General features: G+C 32.9%; 11 protein-coding genes. 8 read left to right on the top strand and 3 right to left on the bottom strand.

Features of this window, described 5'->3' with window-relative positions; all coding sequences use genetic code 11:
• Nucleotides 1-481: 481 nt before the first annotated feature.
• The 4 genes from LG295_RS13110 (at nt 482) to rpsR (ending at nt 19,178) form a co-directional block, all read left to right on the top strand.
• Nucleotides 482-17,278 carry a non-ribosomal peptide synthase/polyketide synthase gene (locus LG295_RS13110; protein WP_318832442.1) on the top strand — a complete coding sequence of 5,599 codons (16,797 nt, stop codon included), beginning with the start codon at nt 482-484 and terminating at the stop codon, nt 17,276-17,278.
• A gap of 77 nt (nt 17,279-17,355) precedes the next feature.
• Nucleotides 17,356-17,988 (top strand): 4'-phosphopantetheinyl transferase superfamily protein, encoded by a 633-nt coding sequence (locus LG295_RS13105; protein WP_318832441.1) that lies wholly within the window; start codon nt 17,356-17,358, stop codon nt 17,986-17,988.
• A gap of 11 nt (nt 17,989-17,999) precedes the next feature.
• The gene (locus LG295_RS13100; protein ID WP_318832440.1) at nt 18,000-18,695 is read left to right on the top strand and encodes a thioesterase domain-containing protein; all 696 of its coding nucleotides are present in this window, start codon (nt 18,000-18,002) and stop codon (nt 18,693-18,695) included.
• Nucleotides 18,696-18,935: 240 nt separating this feature from the next.
• A complete protein-coding gene (gene rpsR / locus LG295_RS13095; RefSeq protein WP_002484306.1) occupies nt 18,936-19,178 on the top strand; it encodes a 30S ribosomal protein S18 in 243 nt (80 codons plus the stop codon).
• 119 nt (nt 19,179-19,297) lie between these two features.
• Here the strand turns inward: rpsR and LG295_RS13090 are convergent, their stop codons facing one another.
• Entirely contained in the window at nt 19,298-19,738 is a 441-nt protein-coding gene (locus LG295_RS13090) for a hypothetical protein (RefSeq protein WP_318832439.1), read from the bottom strand.
• 1,367 nt (nt 19,739-21,105) lie between these two features.
• Between LG295_RS13090 and LG295_RS13085 the strand changes: the two genes are divergently transcribed.
• Both LG295_RS13085 and LG295_RS13080 read left to right on the top strand, forming a co-directional pair.
• On the top strand, nt 21,106-21,294 hold the full coding sequence (locus LG295_RS13085) for a hypothetical protein (protein WP_107531112.1): 189 nt from the start codon (nt 21,106-21,108) through the stop codon (nt 21,292-21,294).
• Nucleotides 21,295-21,616: 322 nt separating this feature from the next.
• Complete coding sequence (locus LG295_RS13080) at nt 21,617-22,924, top strand: N-acetylmuramoyl-L-alanine amidase (protein WP_107531113.1); 1,308 nt, start codon at nt 21,617-21,619, stop codon at nt 22,922-22,924.
• Nucleotides 22,925-23,396: 472 nt separating this feature from the next.
• On the opposite strand, the gene LG295_RS13075 is transcribed toward LG295_RS13080, so the two are convergent.
• Complete coding sequence (locus LG295_RS13075) at nt 23,397-23,537, bottom strand: hypothetical protein (RefSeq protein ID WP_318832438.1); 141 nt, start codon at nt 23,535-23,537, stop codon at nt 23,397-23,399.
• A gap of 220 nt (nt 23,538-23,757) precedes the next feature.
• Nucleotides 23,758-24,624, bottom strand: a complete 867-nt coding sequence (locus LG295_RS13070) for a LysR family transcriptional regulator (RefSeq protein ID WP_107557792.1) — start codon at nt 24,622-24,624, stop codon at nt 23,758-23,760.
• Nucleotides 24,625-24,768: 144 nt separating this feature from the next.
• Here LG295_RS13070 and LG295_RS13065 point away from each other — a divergent pair, with 144 nt between their 5' ends.
• Together LG295_RS13065 and LG295_RS13060 are read left to right on the top strand one after the other, a co-directional pair.
• Nucleotides 24,769-25,923, top strand: a complete 1,155-nt coding sequence (locus tag LG295_RS13065; RefSeq protein WP_107557791.1) for a PrpF domain-containing protein — start codon at nt 24,769-24,771, stop codon at nt 25,921-25,923.
• A gap of 4 nt (nt 25,924-25,927) precedes the next feature.
• The gene (locus LG295_RS13060) at nt 25,928-26,926 is read left to right on the top strand and encodes a tripartite tricarboxylate transporter substrate binding protein (RefSeq protein ID WP_107557790.1); all 999 of its coding nucleotides are present in this window, start codon (nt 25,928-25,930) and stop codon (nt 26,924-26,926) included.
• Nucleotides 26,927-26,940 lie beyond the last annotated feature (14 nt).

The raw sequence follows: 26,940 nt of genomic DNA, 5'->3' as shown, positions 1-26,940 counted from the left end.
GTGTAGACTGTTTAGAAGTATATTAAAATGTGTGAAATTATATTATATGTGTGTGTAAATGTGTGAAGTATAATATGATAACGAATACGCCTTCAAGTGTTGAAGGTGTATTTTTTGTTTTTATAAATATATTTATTGAACTGAGGATAAGTTGTAAGCACATGATAGAAATCGAGTTTAATAAAAAGTTACGCTTAAAATTAACTGAAAAATCAGAATTTTACAATAGAATTAAGCACAATTAAAGAGTGTATTATTACTTTATGATTAAATAAAGTTTAATGTAAGATTATAATTAATTAAAGTAATTATTTGTTTCTAAATTAAAATGAATAACTTTATATTTATGAATGTTTAAACAAATGATAAATGGGAATTTATTTAACTGTATTGTAAATAAAAAATATAATATCATTGAAGAATGCTTTAAATAATATTATTATAAGTTATGTACTATATATTTATAGGGGGGCAGCTTTAATTGGCAAATAAAAAATTGTTATCATACGCACAAAAGGAAATTTTACAAATAGAACAATTTTATGAGAACACTAGCATTAATAATATTGCTGGTATTGTTCATATGAACAATGGTTTAGGATATGACGAAGTAAATGAAGCCTTCAATAAAATCATAGAGCAACATGATACATTAAGAATAAGAGTTACTAGAGAAGAAGGAGAATACAAACAGTATCTAGTGGACTATGAACATCAAGATTTTGAGTTTGTAGATTTTTATCAAGATGAAGTTGGCTATGATAAGTGGGTTCGAGAAAGTGCTACTATGAATATCTTTAATTTAGATGAACCACTTTATAGAGTGATTATAGCGAAAGCGCCTCAGGGACATTATGTAATATTCTTGTTACAACACCATTTAATCAGTGATGCATGGGGTGTAACAATCGTTGTAGATAACTTATCTAAAAAATTAGTGGGTAAAGAAGATAAAGAGACAGAAAGTGCTGCCTATTTTGAAGCAATTTCTACAGAAATGGATTATGAAACAACTAAACGTTTCACAAAAGATAAAGATTTTTGGTTGCAAAAATTAGAAAATTTCGAAGACAACATTCTCTTTGAGAAGACAACATTGGACAGTGCAGTCGGTAAGAGAATAAGTATTAACTTGCTAGATCAAGATGCTGAAAATGTTAAACGTTTCTGTGAAGAAAATGATGTGAGTATTAGTAACCTTTTTTCAGCAATTATGCATGTAATTAAACATAAAAAAACATTGTCTAAAATTAATTCTGTTGGATTACTAATACATAATAGGAATAATCGAAAAGAAAAAACTTCCACAGGAGTATTTTCAAGAGTATTACCCATAATCGTTGAAATGGACAAAGAAGCAACTGTTAAATCTTACTTAAACAAGATTAAGCTGGAAAGTCTTAATGTATTAAAACATAGAAAATACCCATACGAGTATATTGTTGAAAATAGTGGGAATAAAAAAGGTTTAGTAGATTGCTTTGTGTCCTTCCAAAATGCACAATACGATGCTGAATTTATGAATGATGGTTTCCTAGATGAATGGTTAGACAATGGGACAAACAATGCGCCATTAAGTGTTAACATCAGTAATAGAAGTAGTAAAAATGGCTTAGATATAGATTATGATTATCAAATTGATGTATTGGATGAAGCAGGTGTTTATCAATTACATGAGACGATTTTACATGTCTTGAACAGCATGATTGAAGCACCGGAACGCAAAATTAAAGACATTGAAATTGTTTCTGGTGAAGAAAGAGAAACGATTTTAAATGACTTTAACAATACAGATTTAGCATTGAATAACAGTCAATCATTTATCGAACGATTTGAAGAACAAGTATCTAAATTTCCGAACAAAACAGCAATCAAATATGAAGGGGAAAGTCTAACTTATAAAGCGTTCAATGCCAAGGTCAATCAAATGGCATATCGTTTGCGTTCTGAAGGTGTCGAAGCAGAATCACTTGTTGCTGTAATGGCTAACAGAAGCTTAGAAATGTTAGTGGCTATCTATGGAATTATCAAAGCAGGTGGTGCTTATGTTCCAATAGACCCTAATTATCCAGCAGATCGTATTAACTACATTTTAGAAGATAGCCAAGCAACAGTACTCTTGACAGATAATGCGCTACAAGAAACAATCTCATATGATCACAAAGTAATTGATATCTCTGATAATGAGACATTAGCATCACTTCCTACTGACAATTTAGAACATATTACAGATGTGAACAATTTAATGTATGTTATCTATACATCAGGTACAACAGGTAAGCCTAAAGGAGTTCTTGTTTCAGGAGAAAGTTTAATGAACCGTTTGAATTGGCTTATAGATAAGTATGGAATTGGTAATGAAGATATAGTCTTCTTCAAAACACCATTTACGTTTGACGTATCTGTATGGGAAGTATTTGGCTTCGGAATGATTGGTGCCCAAGCAGTACTATTACCTTCAGGTGAAGAAGGTAATCCTGAAAAAATCACCTCAGTTATACAAAATGACACGCCTACAATGGTCCACTTTGTGCCATCTATGTTTAACGTGTTTATTAACTTTATTAAAGCGACAAACCAAACACAAATGATTTCGAGTCTAAGATATGTCTTAGCGAGTGGAGAAGCGTTAAAACCGAGTATCGTAAATCAATTTAACGAGCTTATTGGTAGTAAAAATAACACACAATTAATTAATTTATATGGCCCAACAGAAGCAACAATTGATGTTACGAGTTTTGACTTTGACCATAATGTTAAATACGATGTAGTGCCAATTGGTAAGCCGATTGCGAATACACAAGCTTATATTTTAAATGAAGATAATAATGTAATGGGCATTGGCGTACCCGGTGAATTGTGTATCGGGGGCATCAACGTTACAAGAGGTTACTTGAACCGTCCTGAATTAACACAAGAAAAATTTGTTGATAATCCATTTGGAGAGGGCAAAATATACCGTACAGGTGATTTGGCTCAATGGAATAGTGACGGCAATATTTCTTATCTAGGCCGTATAGATGAGCAAGTTAAAATTCGTGGTTACCGCATTGAATTAGGTGAAATTGAGAGCATCTTGCGTAAGAACGATGCCATTTTAAATGTTGCAGTTGTTGCTAAGCCGATTATAGATGATGAGTTATCGATTTGTACTTATATTGTTTCAGAGCAAACGATAGATTTCGAAGCATTAAAAGCTGAATTGAGCCAACAATTACCTGAATATATGGTGCCAACTTATATGATGCAAGTTGATGAGTTACCAGTATCTTCAAGTGGTAAGTTAAATAAAAAAGCCTTACCAGAAATAAAAGTAGGAAACTTAGAATATGTTGCGCCTAGAAATGATATGGAAACAATGGTTGTTGATATATTTAGCGCTACATTAAATGTAGAACGCGTAAGTATCTTTGATAACTTCTTTGAAATTGGTGGACATTCACTTAAAGCAATTAGTGTAATAAATGAAATTGAAAGTAAAACTAATAAGCGTTTACCTCTGAAAAAAATCTTTGATAATCCAACAGCTGCTTTGCTTTCAAAAGTGATTGATAATGAAGTGAGCGATGCGATTGAACGCCGTATTCCTTTAGCAGAAACTAAACCGTATTATCTAACTTCTTCACCACAAAAACGTTTATATGTTTTAAATGAAATGGTAGAGGGACAAACCGCTTACAATATGGCGAGTATGTTAGAGATCCGAGGCGAGGTTGATGTAGAACGTGTGAGAAATACATTCCAAGCATTAGTGAATCGTCATGAAGCATTGAGAACACACTTTGATACTATCGATGGTGAACCAGTTCAAATCATTGATAATGAAGGTAGCATTCAGATTGATTATGAAGAAACGCAAACGGAAGATTATGATACGTTGTTGAGTGATTTTGTTAAACCGTTTGATTTAACAACTGCACCTTTATTAAGAGTTAAAGTTGTTAAATGTGCAGAAAAACAATACATTTTATTATTTGATATGCATCATATTATTTCTGATGGTTTCTCTATTAATCTCATTATCAAAGAGTTCACAGCACTGTATAAAGGCCGTACATTAGATGAATTAACAGTACAATACAAAGATTATAGTGAGTGGATGCGTTCGCGTGATTTAGATGAACAACGTCAATTCTGGGTATCTCAATTTGAAGAGGAAGCACCAGTACTAGACTTACCATACGATTATGTTAGACCAAATCAACAGAGCTTTACAGGTAGAACAGTAAGTATGGACATGCCAGAAAAGACAAGAAATGCTATTAATCAACTGTCTCAAGCTACGGGTAGTACAGATTATATGATTCTATTGTCAGCATTTATGGTGCTATTGCATAAATATAGTAGACAAGAAGATATTGTTGTAGGTAGTCCAATTTCTGGTCGTACGCACAAAGATACAGAAAATATGTTAGGTATGTTTGTTAATACGTTGGCAATGCGTTCTAATCCAGAACGTAACAAGTCATTTGAACAATTGTTAGCAGAAGTTAAAGATACATCATTACAAGCTTTTGATAACCAAGAATATCCATTAGAGGCACTTGTAGACGAAATTGTAGAAAAGCGTGATTTAACACGTAATCCATTATTTGATGTGCTCTTCACATTACAAAACAATGAAAATGAAAGCTTCCAAATCGATGATTGGTCAACAGAGCAAAAAGAGGCTTCGTTTACTAATGCAAAATTTGATTTGAGTATGACGGTTTATGACAATAATGGTTATAAAATTGCCTTAGAATACGCACAAGAATTATTTGAACAAGATACGATTGAGCGTATGTTAACACATTTTATGGAATTACTTTCAAACATTGCAGATCAACCAACATCTAAGATTAGTGAAATTGAAATGGTGACACAAAATGAAAGAGATGTTATCTTTAATGACTTTAATAATACGACGGTACCATTTAATAACACGCAAACATTTGTTGAACGCTTTGAAAATCAAGTTGCGAAGACACCAGACAAAACGGCAATTTCATATGAAGGTGAAAGCTTAAGTTACCACGCGTTAAATGAACGTGCTAACCAATTAGCGTATCAATTACGTAATGAGGGCGTGAAAGCAAATTCTCTTGTCGCATTAATGACAAATCGTCGCTTAGAAATGATTATCGGCATATACGGTATTCTTAAAGCGGGTGGCGCATATGTACCTGTGGATCCAAATTATCCTAAAGACCGTATTAATTATATTTTAGAGGATAGTCAAGCAACTGTATTATTGACGGATAGAACACCAGATAGTGACATTGCTTATGATAATACAGTAATTGATATTACTAAGAACCAAGTGCTGAAAACATTGCCGACAACTAATTTAGAACACATCACTGATGTCTCTAATTTGATGTATGTTATTTATACATCAGGAACAACTGGCCGTCCGAAAGGTGTTTTAGTTGCTGGTGAAAGTGTAATGAATAGACTGAACTGGGTTTATGATAAATATCATATCGATAGTGATGATATTATTTGTTTCAAGACGCCATTTACTTTCGATGTATCAGTTTGGGAAATTTTCGGTTTTGCAATGGTTGGTGCACAAGCTGTGCTATTACCATCAGGCGAAGAAGGTAATCCTGAACAAATTACTTCTCTAATACAAACATCTGAAGCAACAATGGTCCACTTTGTGCCATCTATGTTTAATGTATTTATCAATTACATTAAAGGTACAAAGCAAGCACACTTAGTTTCTAGCTTAAGATATGTATTAGCAAGTGGTGAGGCACTTAAACCCGAATTAGTAAACGAGTTTAATGAATATATAGGTGGAAAAAATAATACGCAATTGATTAACTTGTATGGTCCTACTGAAGCAACGATTGATGTGACAAGTTTTGAAACATATAGTGATGTTCACTATACGAATATTCCAATCGGTAAACCAATTGCCAATACACAAGCTTATATTTTAGATGAAGATAACCATGTTATGGGTATTGGTGTTTCTGGAGAACTTGTAATAGGCGGGGTCAATGTTACAGAAGGTTATTTAAACCGTCCTGAATTAACACAAGAAAAATTTGTCGACAACCCATTTGGTGAAGGTAAACTGTATCGTACAGGAGATTTAGCTCGATGGAATGCTGACGGTAATATTTCATACTCTGGCCGTATCGATGAACAAGTTAAAATTCGTGGTTACCGCATTGAATTAGGCGAAATTGAAAGTGTCTTACGTCAGAATAAGGCTATTTTAGATGTAGCAGTTATCACGAAACCTATGGTTGATGGTGAATTAGCAATTTGTGTTTATATAGTGTCGGATCAAGTTATTGACTTTGATACAGTAAAAACGGAATTAAATCATAAATTACCAGACTATATGGTTCCTTCTTATATGACTCAAATAGATGAACTGCCAGTATCTTCAAGTGGTAAGTTAAACAAACGTGCGCTACCAGAAATTAAAGTTGAAGGTAAGGTTTATGTGGCGCCTGAAACAGAAACAGAATCTATGTTAGCTTCTATTTTTGAGTCTGTTTTAAATATTGATAAGGTAAGTACAAATGATAACTTCTTTGAAATTGGTGGTCATTCGCTAAAAGCAATCGGTATTATTAATAAGATTGAGAGTGAAGTAGGTAAACGATTACCATTGAAGTTAGTGTTTGAAAGTCCGACTATTGCACAACTTGCAAAAGTAGTTGACGCATATACTGATAATGGAAATAGTCAAAGTATCCCTCAAGCTGAAAGTAAACCGTATTACTTAGCATCTTCACCACAAAAACGTTTATATGTTTTAAATGAAATGGTAGATGGTCAAACAGCGTATAATATGCCGAGCATGTTAGAAATTCAAGGCAATGTTGATGTATCACGTGTAGAAGATGTATTCCAAAAATTAGTAGATCGTCACGAAGCGTTGAGAACACATTTTGAAACGATAAAAGGCGAGCCGGTTCAAGTAATTAATGACTCAGCAACTATCGTTGTAGATTACCAAGAAATTAATGAAGAAGACGAATTTGCTTTACTAAATGAATTTGTCCAACCGTTTGATTTAGGTCAAGCTCCGTTATTAAGAGTTAAAATAGCTAAAATAGATGAACAACGCTATGTACTACTTTATGACATGCATCATATTATTTCTGATGGTTTCTCAATCAACATCATCATGAAAGAATTCTCTGCTTTATATCATGAACAAGCGTTAGAGCCATTAAGCGTACAATACAAAGATTATAGTGAGTGGATGCAAGCACGTGACTTAAACGACCAACGTGAATTTTGGTTATCTCAATTTGAAGATGAAGCGCCGGTCTTAGATTTACCTTATGATTACGCTAGACCTAATCAACAAAGCTTTACTGGAAAAACAGTGAGTGTGGAAATGCCTGAGGACGTTCAAAAAGCTATCCATCAATTGTCTCAAACAACAGGTAGTACGGATTATATGATTCTATTGTCATCATTCATGGTGCTATTGCATAAATATAGTAGACAAGAGGATGTTGTCGTAGGTAGTCCTATTTCAGGACGCACACATAGAGATACTGAGGATATGCTAGGTATGTTTGTTAATACTTTAGCAATGCGTTCGTATCCAGAAAGAAATAAAACATTTAGCCAATTATTAGATGAAGTTAGGGAGTTAGCTTTAAAAGCTTACGATAACCAAGAATATCCTTTAGAAGCATTGTTAGATGAAGTTGTAGAAAAACGTGATTTAACACGTAATCCTTTATTTGATGTGTTGTTCACGTTACAAAATAATGAAAAGCAAAGCTTACAAATAGATGATTGGTTAATACAGAAAAAAGAAACTTCAAATACAAATGCAAAATTTGACTTGAGTATGACAATTCATGAAAACGAAGACTATAAAGTTTCATTAGAATATGCACAAGAGTTATTTAGTGAAGATACAGTAGAGCGCATGTTATCACACTTTGTAGAAATAATTTCTAGTGTGGTGCGTCGTCCTGAACAGAATATCAGTGATATTGAAATAATTACTGATGCTGAAAGAGAAATAATTCTAAATCAATTTAATGATACAGAATTAGAATTAAATAATACTGTGACGTTTGTAGAACGCTTTGAAAAACAAGTAGAACAAACTCCAAATAAAACTGCCATCACATTTGAAGGTGAACACTTAACTTATCAAGCGTTAAATGAACGTGCGAACCAAGTAGCATATCAATTACGCAATGAAGGTGTGAAACCAAATGATTTAGTCGGTATTATGTCGCAACGTCGTTTAGAAATGATAATTGGTATATACGGTATATTGAAAGCTGGTGGCGCTTATGTGCCGTTAGATCCAAATCATCCGCATGAACGTACGAACTTCATCTTGAAAGATAGTAATCCGCGTGTCTTACTAACAGATGAAAAAATAGACTATGGTATTAAATTCGATAATGAAATCATTAAACTAACAAATAATGCATCTCTTAATAATTTACCAACTGAGAATCTGCCTCTTGTAATAGATGAAACAAACTTAATGTATATCATCTATACATCAGGTACGACAGGTAAACCTAAGGGTGTTATGGTATCTTACAGTAGTGTTATGAATCGCTTGAACTGGATGGTTGATTATTTCGGTTTAGGTACAGAAGATAAGATATTATTTAAAACACCATTTACTTTTGACGTATCTATTTGGGAAGTCTTTGGTTGGGCAGTCATGGGCGGAGAAATTATCATGTTACGCTCAGGAGAAGAAAGTAACCCAGAGAAGATCGCTTCCGTAATCGATCAACACGATATCACAATGACGCATTTTGTTCCATCAATGTTAAGTGTCTTTATCGATTTCATCAAAACAAGTCATAAGACGTCTGAAATTGCCTCATTAAATCATGTATTTACAAGTGGTGAAGCATTAAAAGTAGATCACGTTAACCAATTTAATGATTTAGTTGGTTCAAGAAATCATACATTACTTTACAATTTATATGGACCTACGGAAGCGACGGTTGAGGTAACATACTATCCTGTCTTTGCAGGTCAGTCATACACAGAAGTACCTATTGGTAAACCTATAGCTAATTCTCAAGCATATATTATGAATGAAGATAATAATTTATTAGGTATTGGGGTACCAGGTGAACTTTGTATAGGAGGTACGGCTGTAACAAATGGTTACTTAAACAGACCAGAGTTAACTGCTGAAAAATATGTAGATAATCCATTCGGTGAAGGGAAAATGTATCGTACTGGAGATTTAGTAAAATGGTCGAAAGATGGTCTTCTTGATTACATCGGACGTATTGATGAGCAAGTTAAAATCCGTGGCTATCGTATTGAACTTGGCGAAATCGAAAGTTCAATTGCTCAAATTGATAACATTTCAGAAGTTGCAGTAGTTACACAATCAGACGAAAATAATGCAGATTTAATGATTGCCGCATATGTAGTTTCAGACGATGTAGTAGATTTTGATTCCATTAAAACTACGCTTGGAAAACAATTACCTGACTATATGATTCCTACATTGATGATGCAAATTGACAGTTTACCAGTGACAGCGAACGGTAAATTAGATAAAAAAGGATTGCCAAAAATTAAGCTTGAAAACAAAGTCTACGTGGAACCAAGAAATGCAACAGAAGCGACGATTGCAGAAGTGTATGGTGAAGTGTTAAATCTTGATAACGTTAGTGCTTTGGATAATTTCTTTGAAATAGGCGGACATTCATTAAGAGCGATTAGCGTAATTAATGAAATTGAAAGCAAGATGTCTGTACGTATACCATTGAAAGCTATTTTCGAAAATCCAACAGTATCACAATTGGCTAAAGCAATTGGTAATCATGCTGGCGAATTAAGTAGCCAAACTATACCATTGGCAGAAACAAAAGCGCACTATTTAGCATCTTCACCACAAAAACGTCTTTATGTTTTAAATGAAATGATGGATGGTCAAACGGCTTATAATATGCCAAGTATGTTAGAAGTTCGTGGAGAAGTAGATGTTGAACGTGTACAAAGTGCATTCCAAAGCTTAGTGAATCGTCATGAAGGATTGAGAACGCATTTTGATACGGTAGATAGCGAACCAGTTCAAATCATAGATGAACAGGCAAACATTACAGTTGATTATGAAGAAGTATCAACTGAAGACTATGAACAACTCTTAAATCGCTTTATTAGACCTTTCAATTTAGCGCATGCTCCATTACTTAGAGTGAAAGTAGTTAAATGTGCCGAGCAGCGTTACGTATTGCTGTTTGATATGCATCATATTATCTCTGATGGTTTTTCAATTAACCTAATCATTAAAGAATTTACTGCTTTATATCATGGGCAAGCGTTAGAAACTTTAACTGCGCAATATAAAGATTATAGTGAATGGATGCATACACGTGATTTAAGTGATCAGCGTGCCTTCTGGTTATCACAATTTGAAGAAGATGCACCGGTTCTAGATTTACCTTATGATCACGCACGCGCTATTCAACAAAGTTACACTGGAAAATCTGTAAGCGTGGCAGTACCGGAAGAATTACGCCAAGAGATACAAGCGTTATCGCAGACGACAGGTAGTACGGACTTTATGATTCTATTGGCTTCATTTAATGTACTATTGCATAAGTATAGTCGCCAAGAAGATATTGTTGTCGGTAGTCCTATCTCAGGAAGAACACACAAAGATACAGAAAATATGCTAGGTATGTTTGTAAATACGTTAGCTATGCGTGCATACCCAGAGAGAAGTAAAACGTTTAACCAATTACTCTCTGAAGTGAAAGATACTGCATTGAAAGCTTACGATAATCAAGAATATCCGTTAGAAGCGCTTGTAGATGAAATAGTTGAAACACGTGACTTAACACGTAATCCATTATTTGATGTGCTATTCACATTGCAAAACAATGAAACAGAAAGTCTCCAAATAGAAGATTGGTCTATTGAACAGAAAGAACCGTCAACGACTAACGCAAAATTTGATTTAAGTATGACGATTTTTGAAGACGATGGTTATAAAATTTCATTGGAGTTTGCAGAAGAATTGTTTAATCAGGATACAGTAGCACGTATGCTAGATCATTACTTAGAAATATTGAAGCATAGTGTTCAACAACCTGAACAAAAAATCAGTGATATTCAAATGATTACCAAACAAGAAGAGGCTACAATATTTAATGAATTCAATGATACAGCGGTTCCGTTCAACAACAACAAAACGTTTGTGGAAATCTTTGAAGCACAAGTAGCTAAGACACCTAATGAAATAGCTATTACCTACGAGGGCGAAAGTCTAACTTACGCAATGTTAAATGCTAAGGCGAACCAACTTGCGAACTATTTGCGTATTGAAGGTGTTCAACCTAATACGCTCGTCGGCTTGATGACCAATCGTCGATTAGAAATGATGATTGGTATCTACGGTATTCTCAAAGCTGGTGGTGCTTATGTTCCTATTGATCCAAACTATCCAAGTGATCGTATCAACTACATTTTAGGAGATAGTCAACCAAACGTGCTGTTAACTGACCAAACGTTAGATGCAACAATCGACTTTAATAAAGCTGTATTGAACTTAACAGATGATTCAATAGTAGAGACACAATCAACAGACAATTTAACTAAGGTTACAGATGTCACAGACTTGATGTACGTTATTTATACATCTGGTACAACAGGTAAGCCAAAAGGCGTTATGGTACCGTACAAAGGTGTAATGAACCGTCTGCATTGGATGATTGATAAATATTACATCAACAATGAAGATACGATTTTATTTAAAACACCATTTACGTTTGATGTTTCTGTTTGGGAGATATTCGGACCAACTATGGTTGGTGGTCAAGCAATACTCTTACCTTCAGGCGAAGAAAGTAACCCTGAAAAAATAACTTCACTTATTGAGCATCACAACATCACAATGGTTCACTTTGTGCCATCTATGTTAGGTGTGTTTATCGACTTTATTAAATCAACCAATAGAGTAGAAGCTATTGCTACAGTTAACTATGTACTTGCTAGTGGTGAAGCGTTAAAAGCAGAACAAGTAAATCAATTTAATGCTTTAATTGGTGAACCAAACAATGCATTATTGATTGATTTATATGGTCCAACAGAGGCTTCAATCGAAGTGATTTATTACCCATGTACACCGGGTGAAACGTATGACAAGATTCCAATTGGTCGCCCAATCGCAAACATTCAGGCTTATATTATGAATGAAGATGAAAGTTTGATGGGCATCGGCGTTCCAGGAGAATTATGTATCGGTGGCGTAGGTGTTACGAAAGGTTACTTAAATCGACCTGATTTGACGGACGAGAAATTTATTGATAATCCATTTGGTGAAGGTAAATTATATCGTACGGGCGATTTGGCAAAATGGAGTACGACAGGTAACGTTGAATATCTTGGCCGTATTGATGAGCAAGTTAAGATTCGTGGCTATCGTATTGAGTTAGGTGAAATTGAAAGTTTATTACGTCAGATTAATCTAATTTCTGACGTAGCAGTTGTTGCTAAACCAATGGCTGGCGAAGAATTAGCGATTTGTGCTTATTTAGTTTCAGATGAAAGCATTGACTTCGATGAGATTAAATCACAACTTAATCAAAACTTACCAGATTATATGGTACCAACCTATATGACTCAAATCGATATTTTACCAGTAACATCAAATGGTAAATTAGATAAAAAACAATTGCCTGAAATCCAGGTTGAAAGTGAAAATTATGTTGCTCCTACAAATGATATAGAAGAAATGCTCACAAATATTTTTGGTGAAGTATTAAATATTGAACAAGTAAGTATATATGATAATTTCTTTGAAGTAGGAGGTCACTCACTAAAAGCCATCAATGTGATTAATAAAATCGAAGGTGAAACGGGTATACGTTTACCATTAAAAGTAATATTTGAAAGCCCTACGGTTGCACAACTTGGAAAAGTGTTAAATGACCAAGAAAGTAGCTTAAATGGACAAAATATTCCTACAGCTGAAGCGAAGTCATACTATCTTGCATCCTCTCCACAAAAACGTTTATATGTGTTGAATGAAATGGTGCAAGGTCAAACGGCTTACAACATGCCAAGCATGCTAGAAATTAATGGTTTTGTTGATGTAGCCCGTGTTGAAGATGTATTCCAAAGCTTAGTGGAACGTCACGAAGCATTGAGAACTCATTTTGAAACGATAGATGGTGAGCCTGTACAAATTATTGATGAACAGGCAAATATAACTGTAGATTATGAAGAAACAGATATAGATGATTATGAAACATTATTAAATGATTTTGTAAGACCATTTAATTTAAAACAATCACCACTATTAAGAGTGAAAATCGTTAAATTGGCTGACAAACGTCATATTTTACTCTTTGATATTCACCATATTATTTCAGATGGTTTCTCTATTAATCTAATTATTAAAGAATTTATCGCACTATATCATGAAAGAACTTTAGATAAGCTAAAAGTTCAATACAAAGATTATAGTGAATGGATGCATAATCGTGATTTAAGTGAGCAACGTGCATTCTGGTTATCTCAATTCGAAGATGAAGCTCCAGTATTAGATTTACCTTATGATCATTCAAGACCTAAACAACAAAGCTTTACAGGTAAAACGATATCAGCTGAAATGCCTAAAGAGACGAGAGATGCATTACATGAATTGGCTCAAAGAACTAATAGTACAGATTATATGATTCTATTGTCTTCGTTTATGATCTTATTGCATAAATATAGTAGACAAGAAGATGTGGTTATAGGTAGTCCAATCTCAGGACGCACGCACCAAGATACAGATAATTTATTAGGTATGTTTGTTAATACATTGCCAATGCGTGCTTATCCTGAAAATAACAAAGCATTCGATCAATTTTTAGATGAAGTGAGAGATACTGCACTGAAAGCATATGATAATCAAGAGTATCCATTAGAAGAATTAGTGGATGAGGTTGTAGAAAGACGTGATTTAACACGTAATCCACTCTTTGACGTGCTCTTCACGTTACAAAATAATGAAACACAAGATCTTCAAATTGAAGATTGGGACATTAAAGAAAAACAAGCAACAAACACAAAAGCTAAGTTTGATTTAAATATGATGATTGAAGATAACGAAGCATACAAAGTATCATTAGAATATGCTGCAGAATTATTTGAACCACAAACAGTTGAACGTATGTTGAATCACTATCTGAAAATATTAAGTGAAGTGGTACAACATCCAGCCCAAAATATCAGTGAGATTGATATGACAACAGAAGAAGAGAGAACACAAATTCTCGGTGCATTTAACGATACGTATGCAGATTTACCTAATAAGCAAACATTTGTTGAGCGCTTTGAAAAGCAAGTTGCAAATACACCAGATCAAACAGCTATCACATTTGAAGGTGAAAGTTTAACTTACAAAGAACTTAATGTACGTGTGAACCAGCTAGCCCATAGATTACGTGCAGAAGGGGTAGAAGCTAATTCACTTGTAGGTTTAATGACAAATCGTAGTATAGAAATGATGGTAAGTATATACGGAATATTAAAAGCTGGTGGTGCTTATGTACCAATGGATCCTAGTCAACCTAGTGACCGTATTAACTATATTTTGAATGATAGTCAACCGACATTGTTGATTACAGATCGTCCATTAGATACAAGTATTGAGTTTGATAGAAAGGTAATTGACGTAACTAAGAAAGATGTGCTTGCTAATCTATCAACGGACAATTTAAACCACATTACGGATGTATCGGATTTAATGTATGTCATATATACGTCAGGTACAACAGGTAATCCTAAAGGGGTGGTTGTCCCTTATGAAGGTGTGCTGAACCGTCTGAATTGGATGATTGATGAGTATGACTTTAATCAAGAAGATATCATCATGTTTAAAACACCATATACATTTGATGTATCAGTTTGGGAAATTTTCGGATTCGCTATGGTAGGTGCGCAAGCCGTGTTACTACCATCTGGAGAAGAAGGAAACCCAAGTAAGATCACATCGCTAATTCAACAACATGCAATCACTATGATTCATTTTGTACCTTCGATGTTAGGTGTGTTTGTTGACTATATTAAATCGACAAATGAAGTGGATGAAATAGTATCTATTAATACAGTTCTTGCAACAGGTGAAGCGTTAAAATCTGAACAAGCCAACCGCTTTAACTCAATCATTGGTCAGCCAAATGATACATTGCTTATTGATTTATATGGTCCGACAGAAGCATCAATTGAGGTAACTTATAATCCATTACCACCAACTCAGGAGTACGATATTATAACAATTGGTCGACCAATTGCTAATGTTCAAATGTATGTTCTAAATAATAATAACCAACATACAGGTATCGGCGTTCCAGGCGAGCTTTGTATCGCAGGTGTTGCTGTAACAAATGGTTATCTCAATCGTCCAGAATTAACGCAACAACAGTTTATTGATAATCCATTTGGTACAGGAAAAGTATACCGTACAGGTGACTTAGCAAAATGGACAACAGATGGAGAAATAGAATATTTAGGTCGTATAGATGAACAGGTTAAGATTCGTGGTTATCGTATTGAACTTGGTGAAATTTCTAGCCACTTACTACGTATTGAAAATATTTCTGATGCAGGTGTTATTGCTAAACCAATGGCTGGCGAAGAACTAGCAATTTGTGCATATCTTGTTGCTGATCAACCAATTTCATTTGCTGATATTAAGACTGAACTTGCACGCAAAGTACCAGACTATATGGTGCCAGCTTATATGACACAAATAGACCAATTGCCGGTTACATCTAATGGTAAGTTAAACAAACGAGCATTACCTGAAATTGAAGTTGAGAGACAGGAGTTTGTTGAACCTAGAAATGAAATCGAAGCAGATGTTGTTCAAGCAATGAAAGAAGTATTAAATACTGATAGCATAAGCGTTTATGACAATTTCTTTGAAATTGGTGGAGATTCTATCATAGCGATTAAACTGACATCGCTATTATCAAAATCATATAACATTTCAATTAAAGACATTTTCGAATTACAAACGATTGACCGTATCAGTGAGTCTATAGCTGCAAAAGATCAAACAAATATTCTAACTAAGTTAGAAACACTTAAAAATATAGATACTACACAAGGACATCAATTCAGTAGTGAATTTATTCAAGAAATTAATGAATATAAAGAAGAAAGTGTAGAAAACTATGAAGTTATTAGTTCTGGAGCGGTTAAACAAGGTAAAAATGTATTGCTCACAGGAGCTACTGGATTCTTTGGTATATACATGTTGAACAATTTATTAGAAGATACAGACTTTAATATTTATGTCATGGTAAGAAGTAATAAAGAAGTTTCAGGAGAAACTAAACTATATCGTAACTGGGTTTATTACTTTGAATCTCAAATTGATCCTGAGTATGCAGAAAGAATCCATATCATTGAAGGTAATATCGAGTTAGAAAAACTAGGCATGACGTCAGAGACTTACGAGTCTTTATCTCAAAAAATTGATATGATTGTGAATGCTGCGGCGAATGTTAGTCACTTTGCGACAACAGATGCTTCATACGGCGCAAACGTTGGTGGTATTGAACAACTAATTCAATTTGCTAAATACAATCAATCTAAAGAGATTCACCACATGTCTACAATTTCTATCGCTTCAGGTAAGGTAGAGGACAAAGCACAGTTAACATTTTCAGAACATGACTTAGATTTAGGTCAGGTAATGAATAATGTTTACTTAGATACTAAGATAGAAGCTGAAAAAGTATTGATTGCTAGTAGAGAGCAAGGTGTAGAAACAAATATTTATAGATTAGGTAATTTACAATGTGATTCTCGTACAGGCGTATTCCAGAAAAATGAAGAAAACAATGCTTTCTATAGCATTATAAAATCATTTAGAAATCTAGAAATATTCCCAGATTTAGAAAATGATGACTTAGAATTCACTCCTGTTGATCAGGCAGCTAAAGCATGTAGTCAATTGATTAAAAATGATCAACTAAATAACGAGATTCATCATATATATAATAATCATCACCTTTCACTTAAACAATTGATGCATGTGTATAATCAAAATAATTACCATATTGAAGATGTACAATGGAATGAATTTGTCGATTACTTAATGCATTGTATTAAAGAAGATGTAATGACCGACCAAATTAATGATTTCCTATTGCATACAGGCGTACTAGACAACAATATTTTCAACAAATCTCATTTTGAAGTATTAGATTTTAAAACTAATTTCATACTCGAAAAGTTAAACTTCAAGTGGCAACCTACTGAAGATGCAACATTATCTAAAATGATTAGCCATCCAAAAAATAATTTCTAATGACAACTATGAAGTAGCAAAATAACAACTTGCTACTTCATTTGTCTTGATTGATTAAGTGATGTGGAAGTGTGACCGTGAAAATAACGATATATGTATTAAATACGCAAGGTTTTGATTACCATAATCTTAAGAGGCATCCTCAATACTCTAAATGGTTTAAGTATTATTGTGTACGAGCGCATACAGGCATGCAATTTGAGCATATTCAATTTGGTGAAAATGCTCATGGTAAACCAGTATTAAAATTACCTAAAGATACACACATCAATGTGTCTCATACAGATGGTTGTTCCATATGTGTTGTTAGTGACACGAATGTGGGCGTAGATGTGGAAAAAACCGAAAGTATAGATTTAGATATTGCCAAAAAATACTTTGCATTAATAGAGTATCGATACATTACTGATGCACAAAGTACAATTTCTCGACTTAATCGTTTTTTTGAAGTGTGGACGATGAAAGAGTGCTATTTAAAATTACTTGGTATGGGCATGTATAAAGCATTAGATTCTTTTTCTATTACACCAGTTCAAGGTCGTTATCAACTTATTGAAACTGAAGATGAAATAATGCAACGGTGTTCATTCTTTCATGATATTGTGTATGGAAAATATGCATTGTCAGTGATTTTAGATGTACCTAACCATGATTTAGAAGTAGAGTTATTAGATATAACAAAGAATTTTAATACAGAATTTATACTTTAAGGGGCGAGTATATGGCTAAAACAACATTATTTTGTATACCATTTGCAGGTGGAAATAAAGCATTATATTATCCAATGAAGAATAATTTACCAAGTTATATTCAATTTAAGCCATTAGAATTACCTGGACGTGGTGAAAGGTTAATTGAAGAGGCGTTAGATAGCATTGATGATATGGTAGATGACTTAGTTAAGCAAATTATTAATGAAAAACCTGAAGAATTTATTCTATTAGGCTACAGTTTAGGGACAATATTAGCATATGAACTGTATTATAAATTGGATCAATTAGGTTATCGACCAAAGCATATGTTCCTTTGTGCAAGTGAACCGATTGGCTATTTGGATAAATATAATGATATAGAAGCCATGAATGATGAAGAATTCAAACAGTTTATAAGAGATAAGGGGGGCACATCTGAAGAAGTATTAAATCATGAAGAGTTATGGCAACTTGTGAAACCAGCATTGAAAAACGACTTTCTAGCAATCGATTATTATTGCGATAAGCCCAAGGAAAGACAAGTAGATATCAATTTATCAGTATTTGTAGGGAAACAAGATTCCATTTGTGCTCATACTTTGTATAAATGGTCAGATCTGACAAAAGGCAAAGTAGATTATCGATTCTTTGAAGGTGATCATTTCTTTATAAATAATCATTATAAAGATATAAGCGAAGAAGTAAAATTAGTACTTAATAGTTAGATATTTAATTTATTTCAAGCTCAGCGTGTTTATTTATTCTGAACGTATTGACAAATAGTCTATAATTTTATAAGATTAATATTACACATGCACACACACGCAAAGATTTAATACAATGTTTCACACGCATTATAAATCTTTTACTAATAAAAAATAAAAACACATGAATCATAATAAATGATTAATAAACATTAAAACTAGACGGTATTTAAAAAAATAACTTAAAGGGAGGCAGTTACCATGGCAGGTGGACCAAGAAGAGGCGGACGTCGTCGTAAAAAAGTTTGTTATTTCACAGCAAACGGTATTACACACATCGACTATAAAGACACAGAATTATTAAAACGTTTTATCTCAGAACGCGGTAAAATTTTACCACGTCGTGTAACAGGTACTTCAGCTAAATATCAACGTATGTTGACATTAGCTATTAAACGTTCTCGTCATATGGCATTATTACCATATGTTAAAGAAGAACAATAATAGATATTGTATCTGAAAACCCCGTAGGCATATACCTACGGGGTTATTTTTGTTTTATTAGTATTAATAGCCATGAAGATTAGTATTTTAATCTATAGGCAATTGTTTTTGGTCTAAAATTAAAATAACCATTTAAATTTCTGTATAGTTTTGGTGTTTAAGTTGAATTTTTCTGGGTGATTTAGTATTTGTCTTTTATATGAATCAGCATTTTGCTTATTACGTAAAAGTATATCCATTCCAGATGGTGTTGCCAAAGTAGCAGAAAAATTAATGATTAGCACTTCATCGTCAATATAAATAATGTCCCACTTGCTCGAAAATAGTTTTAAAATGCCTTTTCCTCTCCAATTGAATTGGTCGTTATCTAGTGTATCGTAACCGACAATGGATTTTGATTTATTTCGCGTTTGGTATGTTACTTCATCGTGAATTCTTAAGGGATAAGATTGTATTATTGAATAAGTGATAGATGGATTTGTTTTTTTGCCTGAAGTCCACATTTTAAATGTAGAAGCTATGATATGCCATGTTCCTGGTAAGTATTGTGTATATTGCATACTAATCATTCCTTTTAGTAAGTACTGTTTAAATTATAAAAATATGTTATTATCGAACTGTTTAAAATAGGACTGTTCTTGGATTAAGTAATATAGAAATTTGCTCTTTTCCATGCATGCTTTAATAAAATAAAAGTCGTACTTTTAAATCAGATAAGTACATAGGTAGATCGTATTTTGATTAATGATGTGTTGAAGCTCATTGTATTATTCTTATTTACCTTTTTACTTACAGGCTAAAACTATATAATTATAAAGTCAGAGGCTTTTTGTAGAAAAAATCTTACGACTATTACAAAGGTATTTAAAATTTTCATGATATTAAATCATACATAAAAGTTGAATATTAAAATGAATTAAATAAAATAGGCGTGGCAATACTAATTTTTATATGTTACGCTATATATATGAAGTACCTCCAGTACTTCATCCGTGATAAACCGCCTTTCGAGGCGGTTTGTTTTTGGTTGGAATCAAGGGTGTTACATGGTTTAACATCTTTTATGCTCTCTTGCTTACTAAAGAAAAACAATAACAGCAGTAATTGAAATTTCTTTAATAAATATTATGTTTCTGATTACTAAGAAAGCTTTTACTTTTTTGAGATAATTTATATTTTACTTATACAAGTAATTAACTTATAATAATTTTGCACGTCTTAGGGCGTGAGTGATTAAATGGGTCAATCTCTTATGCGTCCTATGACGTGTAGGAGAACGCAACTCCTTTAATCCTGTGGTCCTCTTAATTGAGGGCCTTTTTTAAATTAAGCTTTATTAAAAGGGGACAACATATTATAATGGATAAAATATAATATGTTAGGATACAAAGTTTATGACAATGTAAAAATTTACTGATATATAAAAAACGTATCATAAGCATTATTGAGTCAAAGGCTACAAACAAAGGTATTTGTAATTGCGATAACCCTAACATGAGCGTATTGGATGGCCAATATTATTTACCATTACTATCTACTATTTACGGTAATGAGCCCATTACGTTGATAAATGTTTTGTGTGAAAATTGTGGTAGATTAAGAATATATTCAAAAGATTTCTTTGAAAATAACTGACTGTTTTACAATATATAATTGTTATAGATAATATATGATCGACAAACCATTTGCTGATTTTAGCGTGTGGTTTGTTTTTTTATTTTAATACTCAATGTATTTAGAAAGGAGTGAAATACTACTTTGCGTTTTTTGAGATATTAAAAAGGGTAGCGTATTATAAAGACTACGCAAGTAACCATTCCTCTATTTATCAGTTTACTGAGTAACTATTTTTAATTAATTGTTCATGAAGCATTTTTAAACAAATAAGTACAACTATAATTTAATAAAAGTGTGTGAGGTGATGAAGATGGCCGTACTAGCATTGGTTTTAGATTTAGTGTGTTTATTATTAGTGTTAATTGCAGGTTTTGTGGCATTAAAAGAATTTAGAAAATCATATAAAGAACGTAACCAAAGAAAGATTGATACCTTACTTGTGTTTGTACTTATAGTTGCATTAATTGCGATATTATCAAGTGTAATTATCGATTTATAATTTTTGAGCATGATACAAAGTTATAAACCTCAACACGTACCAATGGAGGGGTTATGGACGATAAACTTATTAATCAACAAATGTAAGCGTAGTAAAAATAATGAGAGTAAGATAATGAAGTCAAAAGTATTTGTGAGTTCATTATCTTACTCATTTTTATTATATTTAAAACACTTAATATATAGATTATCCAAAAAATAGCACGAAATAATAAAGTTTTTTGTAAACATTTGAATAATATTATAAACTGTAAGAATAAGATGAATTAATTAATATAGACGTTGCGATAAAATCGTGTTCTATAATAAAAGGAGTGTTTTAAATGAAGTATAGGTTAAGTTTATCATTAATAGTAGCGACGAGCTTAGTATTAAGTACTACCGTAGCATATGCACAGGAAGATAATGGAAAGCAAACGACAGCAAAAGATAAGAAAGAGAATACAAGCAAGCCAATCGATTTTGATAAAGCACAAAAGATGAGTCCCCAAGCTTTAAAAGACCAACTCACACCTGAAGATTTACGATTACATAATAAGGTTGCAGAACATAATGCTAATTCAGTAGAAATGCGTACTTTTGCAAATAGGTCTTATCAAGACGTAAATACATATATTGCAAATAATAATATTAAACCGGCGAAAATCGTTCAAGATTCACGTATGAATAACTTACCAAAATATAATTATAAGTCAGGAAAATTTATAGGCGTTGTTATACATGAAACGGCCAATCCTAATAGTACGATTGAAGGCGAAGTAAATTATATGTATAACAATTATCAGAGTGCTTTTGTACATGCTTATGCAAGTAGTGATAAAATTATCCAAACAGCACCAAGTAATTATTTAGCTTGGGGTGCAGGCGCGAATGCAAACCCGTATTTCTATCAAATAGAGTTGACGAGATCAAATACATTTGACGGTTTTGCTAAATCTGTAAATAACCAGGCTTATTTAGCTGCTAAAATGTTGAAGCAAAATGGACTGGCTCCATCATTGGCAGATAATAATCAAGGCACAGGTACAATTATTAGTCACAATGCTATTAGTCAATATTGGGGTGGCACGGATCATACAGACCCAGTAGGTTATTTCAATCAGTGGGGATATAACATGGACCAATTTTATAGTTTAGTTCAAAAACATTATAAAGCACTAAGTGGTGGCGGTAATGATGACGCAATAACTGGTTCAACTTACAAAGTGGCGAAAGGTGATACATTGTATAGTATTTCAAGACGAAGCGGCGTAGCTATTGATGACATTAAGAAATGGAATAATTTAAGCAATAACACATTATCAGTAGGACAAACATTAAATTTAAAAGCGCCAAGTAATAGTGATACGATAACCGGAGATACACATAAAGTAGTCGCTGGTGATACGCTGTATAATATTTCTAAAAGAAGTAATGTAAGTGTTGAAAATATCAAGAAATGGAATAACTTGAAAAATGATAGTATTAGCAAGGGACAAACACTGTATTTAGTGAAGACCTATACTGTGAAGAAAGGCGATACTTTGTATAGTATAGCTAAAAATCAAAAGACAACAGTAGACAAAATTAAATCAGACAATAAGTTGGATTCCAATAGTATTAAAGTAGGACAAATATTAAAAATTAAATAAGTGATGAAGCACATTAGTAAATGAAACGACACTCCACCATTTGTTGATATCAGCAATTGTGAAGTGTCGTTTTTGCTTATTTTTCGTTTATTATACCATCGTTATCTCTATCTTTGGATGAATCATAACCTGGCATATCTTTTGTTATTTCACCTGGCTTAGGTACATCGACATCTGGCGTTTTTGGTAAATCATTCTTTTCAGGTGCATCAATGTCTGGTGCATTAGTATCAGGTGTATCGAGTTCTGTGCTTGAGTTGTTTTGTTGATTTGTACTGTTATTAAAATTGTTAGATGATTGGCTTTGATTATTATAAGTATCGCCATTATCATTAGCATTACTTGACTCTTCATAATTATTATCATTTGATTCTTGAGAACCATTTTCTTGAGTATTAATCTCTTCATTTTTGCTATTATTAGTGTCGGAATTTTTATTTTCTTTCTCTTTCTTTTTAGCATCAGAACTCTTTTAAGTTTCTTTTTTGGTACTATCGCTATTATTTTCTATATAGAAGAAAGCACTACATCCACCAACCAACAATACAATGAGTAAAATTACAACTAAACAACCTAAACAACCGATACATCCATTCTTTTTATTATCGTTCATCTCATTCTCCCTTAATTTTAATTAAAATTTTATTGAACACTTTAATATAAAACATTGAATATATTGCACTACATTTTAGTTGCAAGTGTAATTTTATATTTTTATGTGTAAGAATACTGTATCTTTGAGTAAATTAGGTAGCAGTGAGTGACGACATATAATTGGATTAAAGTATAATATTCAGGTGAAATGCATTGGTATCAAATAATCATATATTATATTAAAATTCTAAATTAACATCCTTCATGAAATTATAAAACGCCCTCACTACGGTATTATTTAGATATTGTTCTTTTAAAATCATGTCTGTATTTCTAATAATATAGTCACCTTGTTGATCTAAACATGGGATTTTAGACAAATTATCATCATCTCGTAATAAAATACCAGGCAAAATAGAAAAACCTAACCCATTTTGAACAAATTCTTTACTTGTCTCCATATTGTCGACATTTATTGTAATAGAAGGTGGCTCGATAAATTTTCCAATCCACCAATCATCAATTAACTTATTGAGAGAGGTATCGGTGTTATAATATATTCTGGGTAAATGAGGTAAATCAGTAATATCAATTGGATGTTTTGAGACGACATAAATCTTTTCTTTCATTAAACGAATCTTCTCTGACGAAAAACTGTAGTCTCCTCTTAGTATGCCTACTTGAGAATAGTCATTATGGACAGATTTAAAAACCTCTTCGCTCCAACCGGTATTAACATCAAATTCTACTGCTGGGTATTTTTGGCTAAACTCCGACAAAATTTTAGGAAGTTGATATCTTGAAAATATACTAGAAGCGCTTAATCTTAATATTCCTTGAACGGTGTTTTCTTGACTTATAAGTTCTTCTTTAAGTTTTTGATTATCTTTTAACATGGAAATTGCATAATTTACAATCATTTCTCCTTGCGAAGTGAATACGACGCCTTTTTTATTTCTATAGATAATCTTCACATTAAATTCTTGTTCAAGTTTATTAATTCTATACGTTACTGCAGGTTGTGATGTTCTCAGGGTTTTGCTTGTCTGTGTGATGTTTTTGCATTTAAATAATTCTCTTAAAATTTCCCAATCTATACTATCCATATATAATCCTCCTACAAACTTTATATGTATTATAAAATATTTTGATGACCAAACATAAAAAAGTAATATTTTATTTATCGAATATATACTTATATACTTTATATAAGTTAACTGAATATTTCAATAATTAACTGGGGGCATATTATGGATACGACAAGTTTAAAAATCCCATGTGTTTTAATGAGGGGAGGAACTAGCAGAGGTTTAATTTTTAAAGATACTGACTTGCCCATAGATGAAAAATTGAAGGAAGAAGTGATTTTAAAGATTTATGGTAGCTCTGCTAACGGGCAGATTGATGGTATTGGCGGAGGCACTTCTGTTACTAGTAAAGTAGCAATTGTGGGTATGACGGATACAAATGATAGTGATATTTACTATAATTTCGGACAAGTTGGAATTAATCAAAAAAGCATCGATTACAACGTGACTTGTGGCAATATGGCATCGGCTGTCGGTTTATACGCAGTTGAGGAAGGCCTCGTAAAGAGAGAAGATGGTGAAACAACAGTTAGAATTTTAAATACCAATACCTATAAAATTATGGAAGTACGTGTCCCTGTATATCAAGGTGAAATCAAAAGTGTAGGTGACTTTTCGATTTCAGGTGTTGAAGGCACAGGAGCAAAGATTACGGTGAGTTTTATTGACTCATCCGGGGCATTTACTGGAAAATTATTGCCAACTGGAAATTTAGTTGACTATATTAAAATGGATGGGGCTACATATAAAGTTAGTATATTAGATACTGGCAATATTGTTGCTTTCGTCAAAGCTAGCGATTTTTCTCTTGAAGGATTTGAATTGGCAAAGGATATCAATAGTCAACAGACTTCAAAAGCAATTGAAAAGCTACGGGTTAAAGTAGGTGTTTTATTAGGATTATTTAGCGATGAAGACAATGTAAATCATGAATTAGAAGCATTACCTAAAATAACATTAGTTAGCGAACCAAAAGACTATATAACAGAACAAGGTAGTTTAATTAAAAAGGAAAATATTAATATAATAGGTAGATATATTTCTATGGGCAAATTGCATCCAGCTTTTGCTGTTAGTGGGTCTATATGCTTAGCAACTGCATGTAAAATTCCTGGGACAGTCCCGGCTACTGTTTGTCAGAAAAACGCGCTAAACACAATAGAGATAGGACATCCTAGTGGAAGCATTTCGTCTGAAGTTTTTATACAAAAAAATGAAAGTGCTTACAAATTGATTAAAGGAGGTACTGGTCGTACCGCTAGAAGAATCATGGAAGGAAATGCAGTTATTCCAATATCTTTAATGGATAGGAAGTGAAAATATGAGTAAAAAAAAGGGGTTACTCATCATTACATTATCAATACTATTAGCAAGCTGCAGTGCAAAAGGGAGTACTAGTAACCATATAGATAAAGAGGCAATTAAAGCGTATCCCAATCAAACAATTAATATGATTATACCTTTTGGTGAAGGGAGTGCCAGTGACGCTTTTGTAAGGCAATATTCTCAGATTCTTTCCGAACGTTCTGACGTCAATTTTCAACCGATTAATAAGGATGGAAGTAGCGGTTTGTTGGGGATGTTGTACACGTATCAACAAAACAATGATGGTTATAATGTGTTAGAGATTACACCATCCCAAGTAATTGCGGATAATTTAGATAAAAGTGACAAGGTTAAGTTGTTAGATGATTTTGAACCACTAGTACAAATTCAAAGCGATATCTATGTATTATCTGTTGCTGAAGATAGCCCAATCAAAAATTATGATGAATTAATTGAAAAAGGTAAAAAGGATAAACTTACAATTGGTGGAACAAGCTCAACAGGTTTAGATGACTTCGCAACTAGTAAATTTAAAAGTGAAGCCAATATAAATAGTGAATTTATTCCTTATAAATCAGGATCTGAGGTGAAAGCAGCTGCATTAGGTGGAGAAGTAGATGTATATCTAGATAAAGTTGTGAATGTTGTAGACTATGTTAAATCTAATAAAGTTAGGCCGCTAGTGATTTTTAATGATGACAGAATTAATAAAATAGAAGAATTTAGAAGTGTGCCTACGACAAAAGAAAAAGGTTTAGATGTAGATATTGGTTCATGGAGAGGGTTTGTCATTAAAAAAGGAACACCAGAAGCAGTAAAAAAACAGCTGACGAAACAATTAAAAAAGGCGTATGAAACTGAGGAATATAAAACATATGCCAAAAATAATTTAGTGGATATAGGTGAGGGCTATCTAGGTCCAGATGAATTTGAGAAAAAATTAGAAGAGGAGTATGAAAAATTTGATGAAATTTCGGATGATTTAGGTATTTAAACATGTAATGGGGG

The sequence above is a fragment of the Staphylococcus pseudoxylosus genome, from assembly GCF_044794325.1.
GTDB classification, from domain to species: Bacteria; Bacillota; Bacilli; order Staphylococcales; family Staphylococcaceae; genus Staphylococcus; species Staphylococcus pseudoxylosus.
Note: the sequence above shows the minus strand (reverse complement) of the source record. Positions and strands in the feature narration are given on the sequence as shown.

Coding starts and splice junctions, on each gene's coding strand:
- LG295_RS13100 (WP_318832440.1), top strand. CDS start 18,000: ATGGCTAAAACAACATTATTTTGTATACCATTTGCAGGTGGAAATAAA.
- rpsR (WP_002484306.1), top strand. CDS start 18,936: ATGGCAGGTGGACCAAGAAGAGGCGGACGTCGTCGTAAAAAAGTTTGT.
- LG295_RS13090 (WP_318832439.1), bottom strand. CDS start 19,738: ATGCAATATACACAATACTTACCAGGAACATGGCATATCATAGCTTCT.
- LG295_RS13085 (WP_107531112.1), top strand. CDS start 21,106: ATGGCCGTACTAGCATTGGTTTTAGATTTAGTGTGTTTATTATTAGTG.
- LG295_RS13080 (WP_107531113.1), top strand. CDS start 21,617: ATGAAGTATAGGTTAAGTTTATCATTAATAGTAGCGACGAGCTTAGTA.
- LG295_RS13075 (WP_318832438.1), bottom strand. CDS start 23,537: ATGAACGATAATAAAAAGAATGGATGTATCGGTTGTTTAGGTTGTTTA.
- LG295_RS13070 (WP_107557792.1), bottom strand. CDS start 24,624: ATGGATAGTATAGATTGGGAAATTTTAAGAGAATTATTTAAATGCAAA.
- LG295_RS13065 (WP_107557791.1), top strand. CDS start 24,769: ATGGATACGACAAGTTTAAAAATCCCATGTGTTTTAATGAGGGGAGGA.
- LG295_RS13060 (WP_107557790.1), top strand. CDS start 25,928: ATGAGTAAAAAAAAGGGGTTACTCATCATTACATTATCAATACTATTA.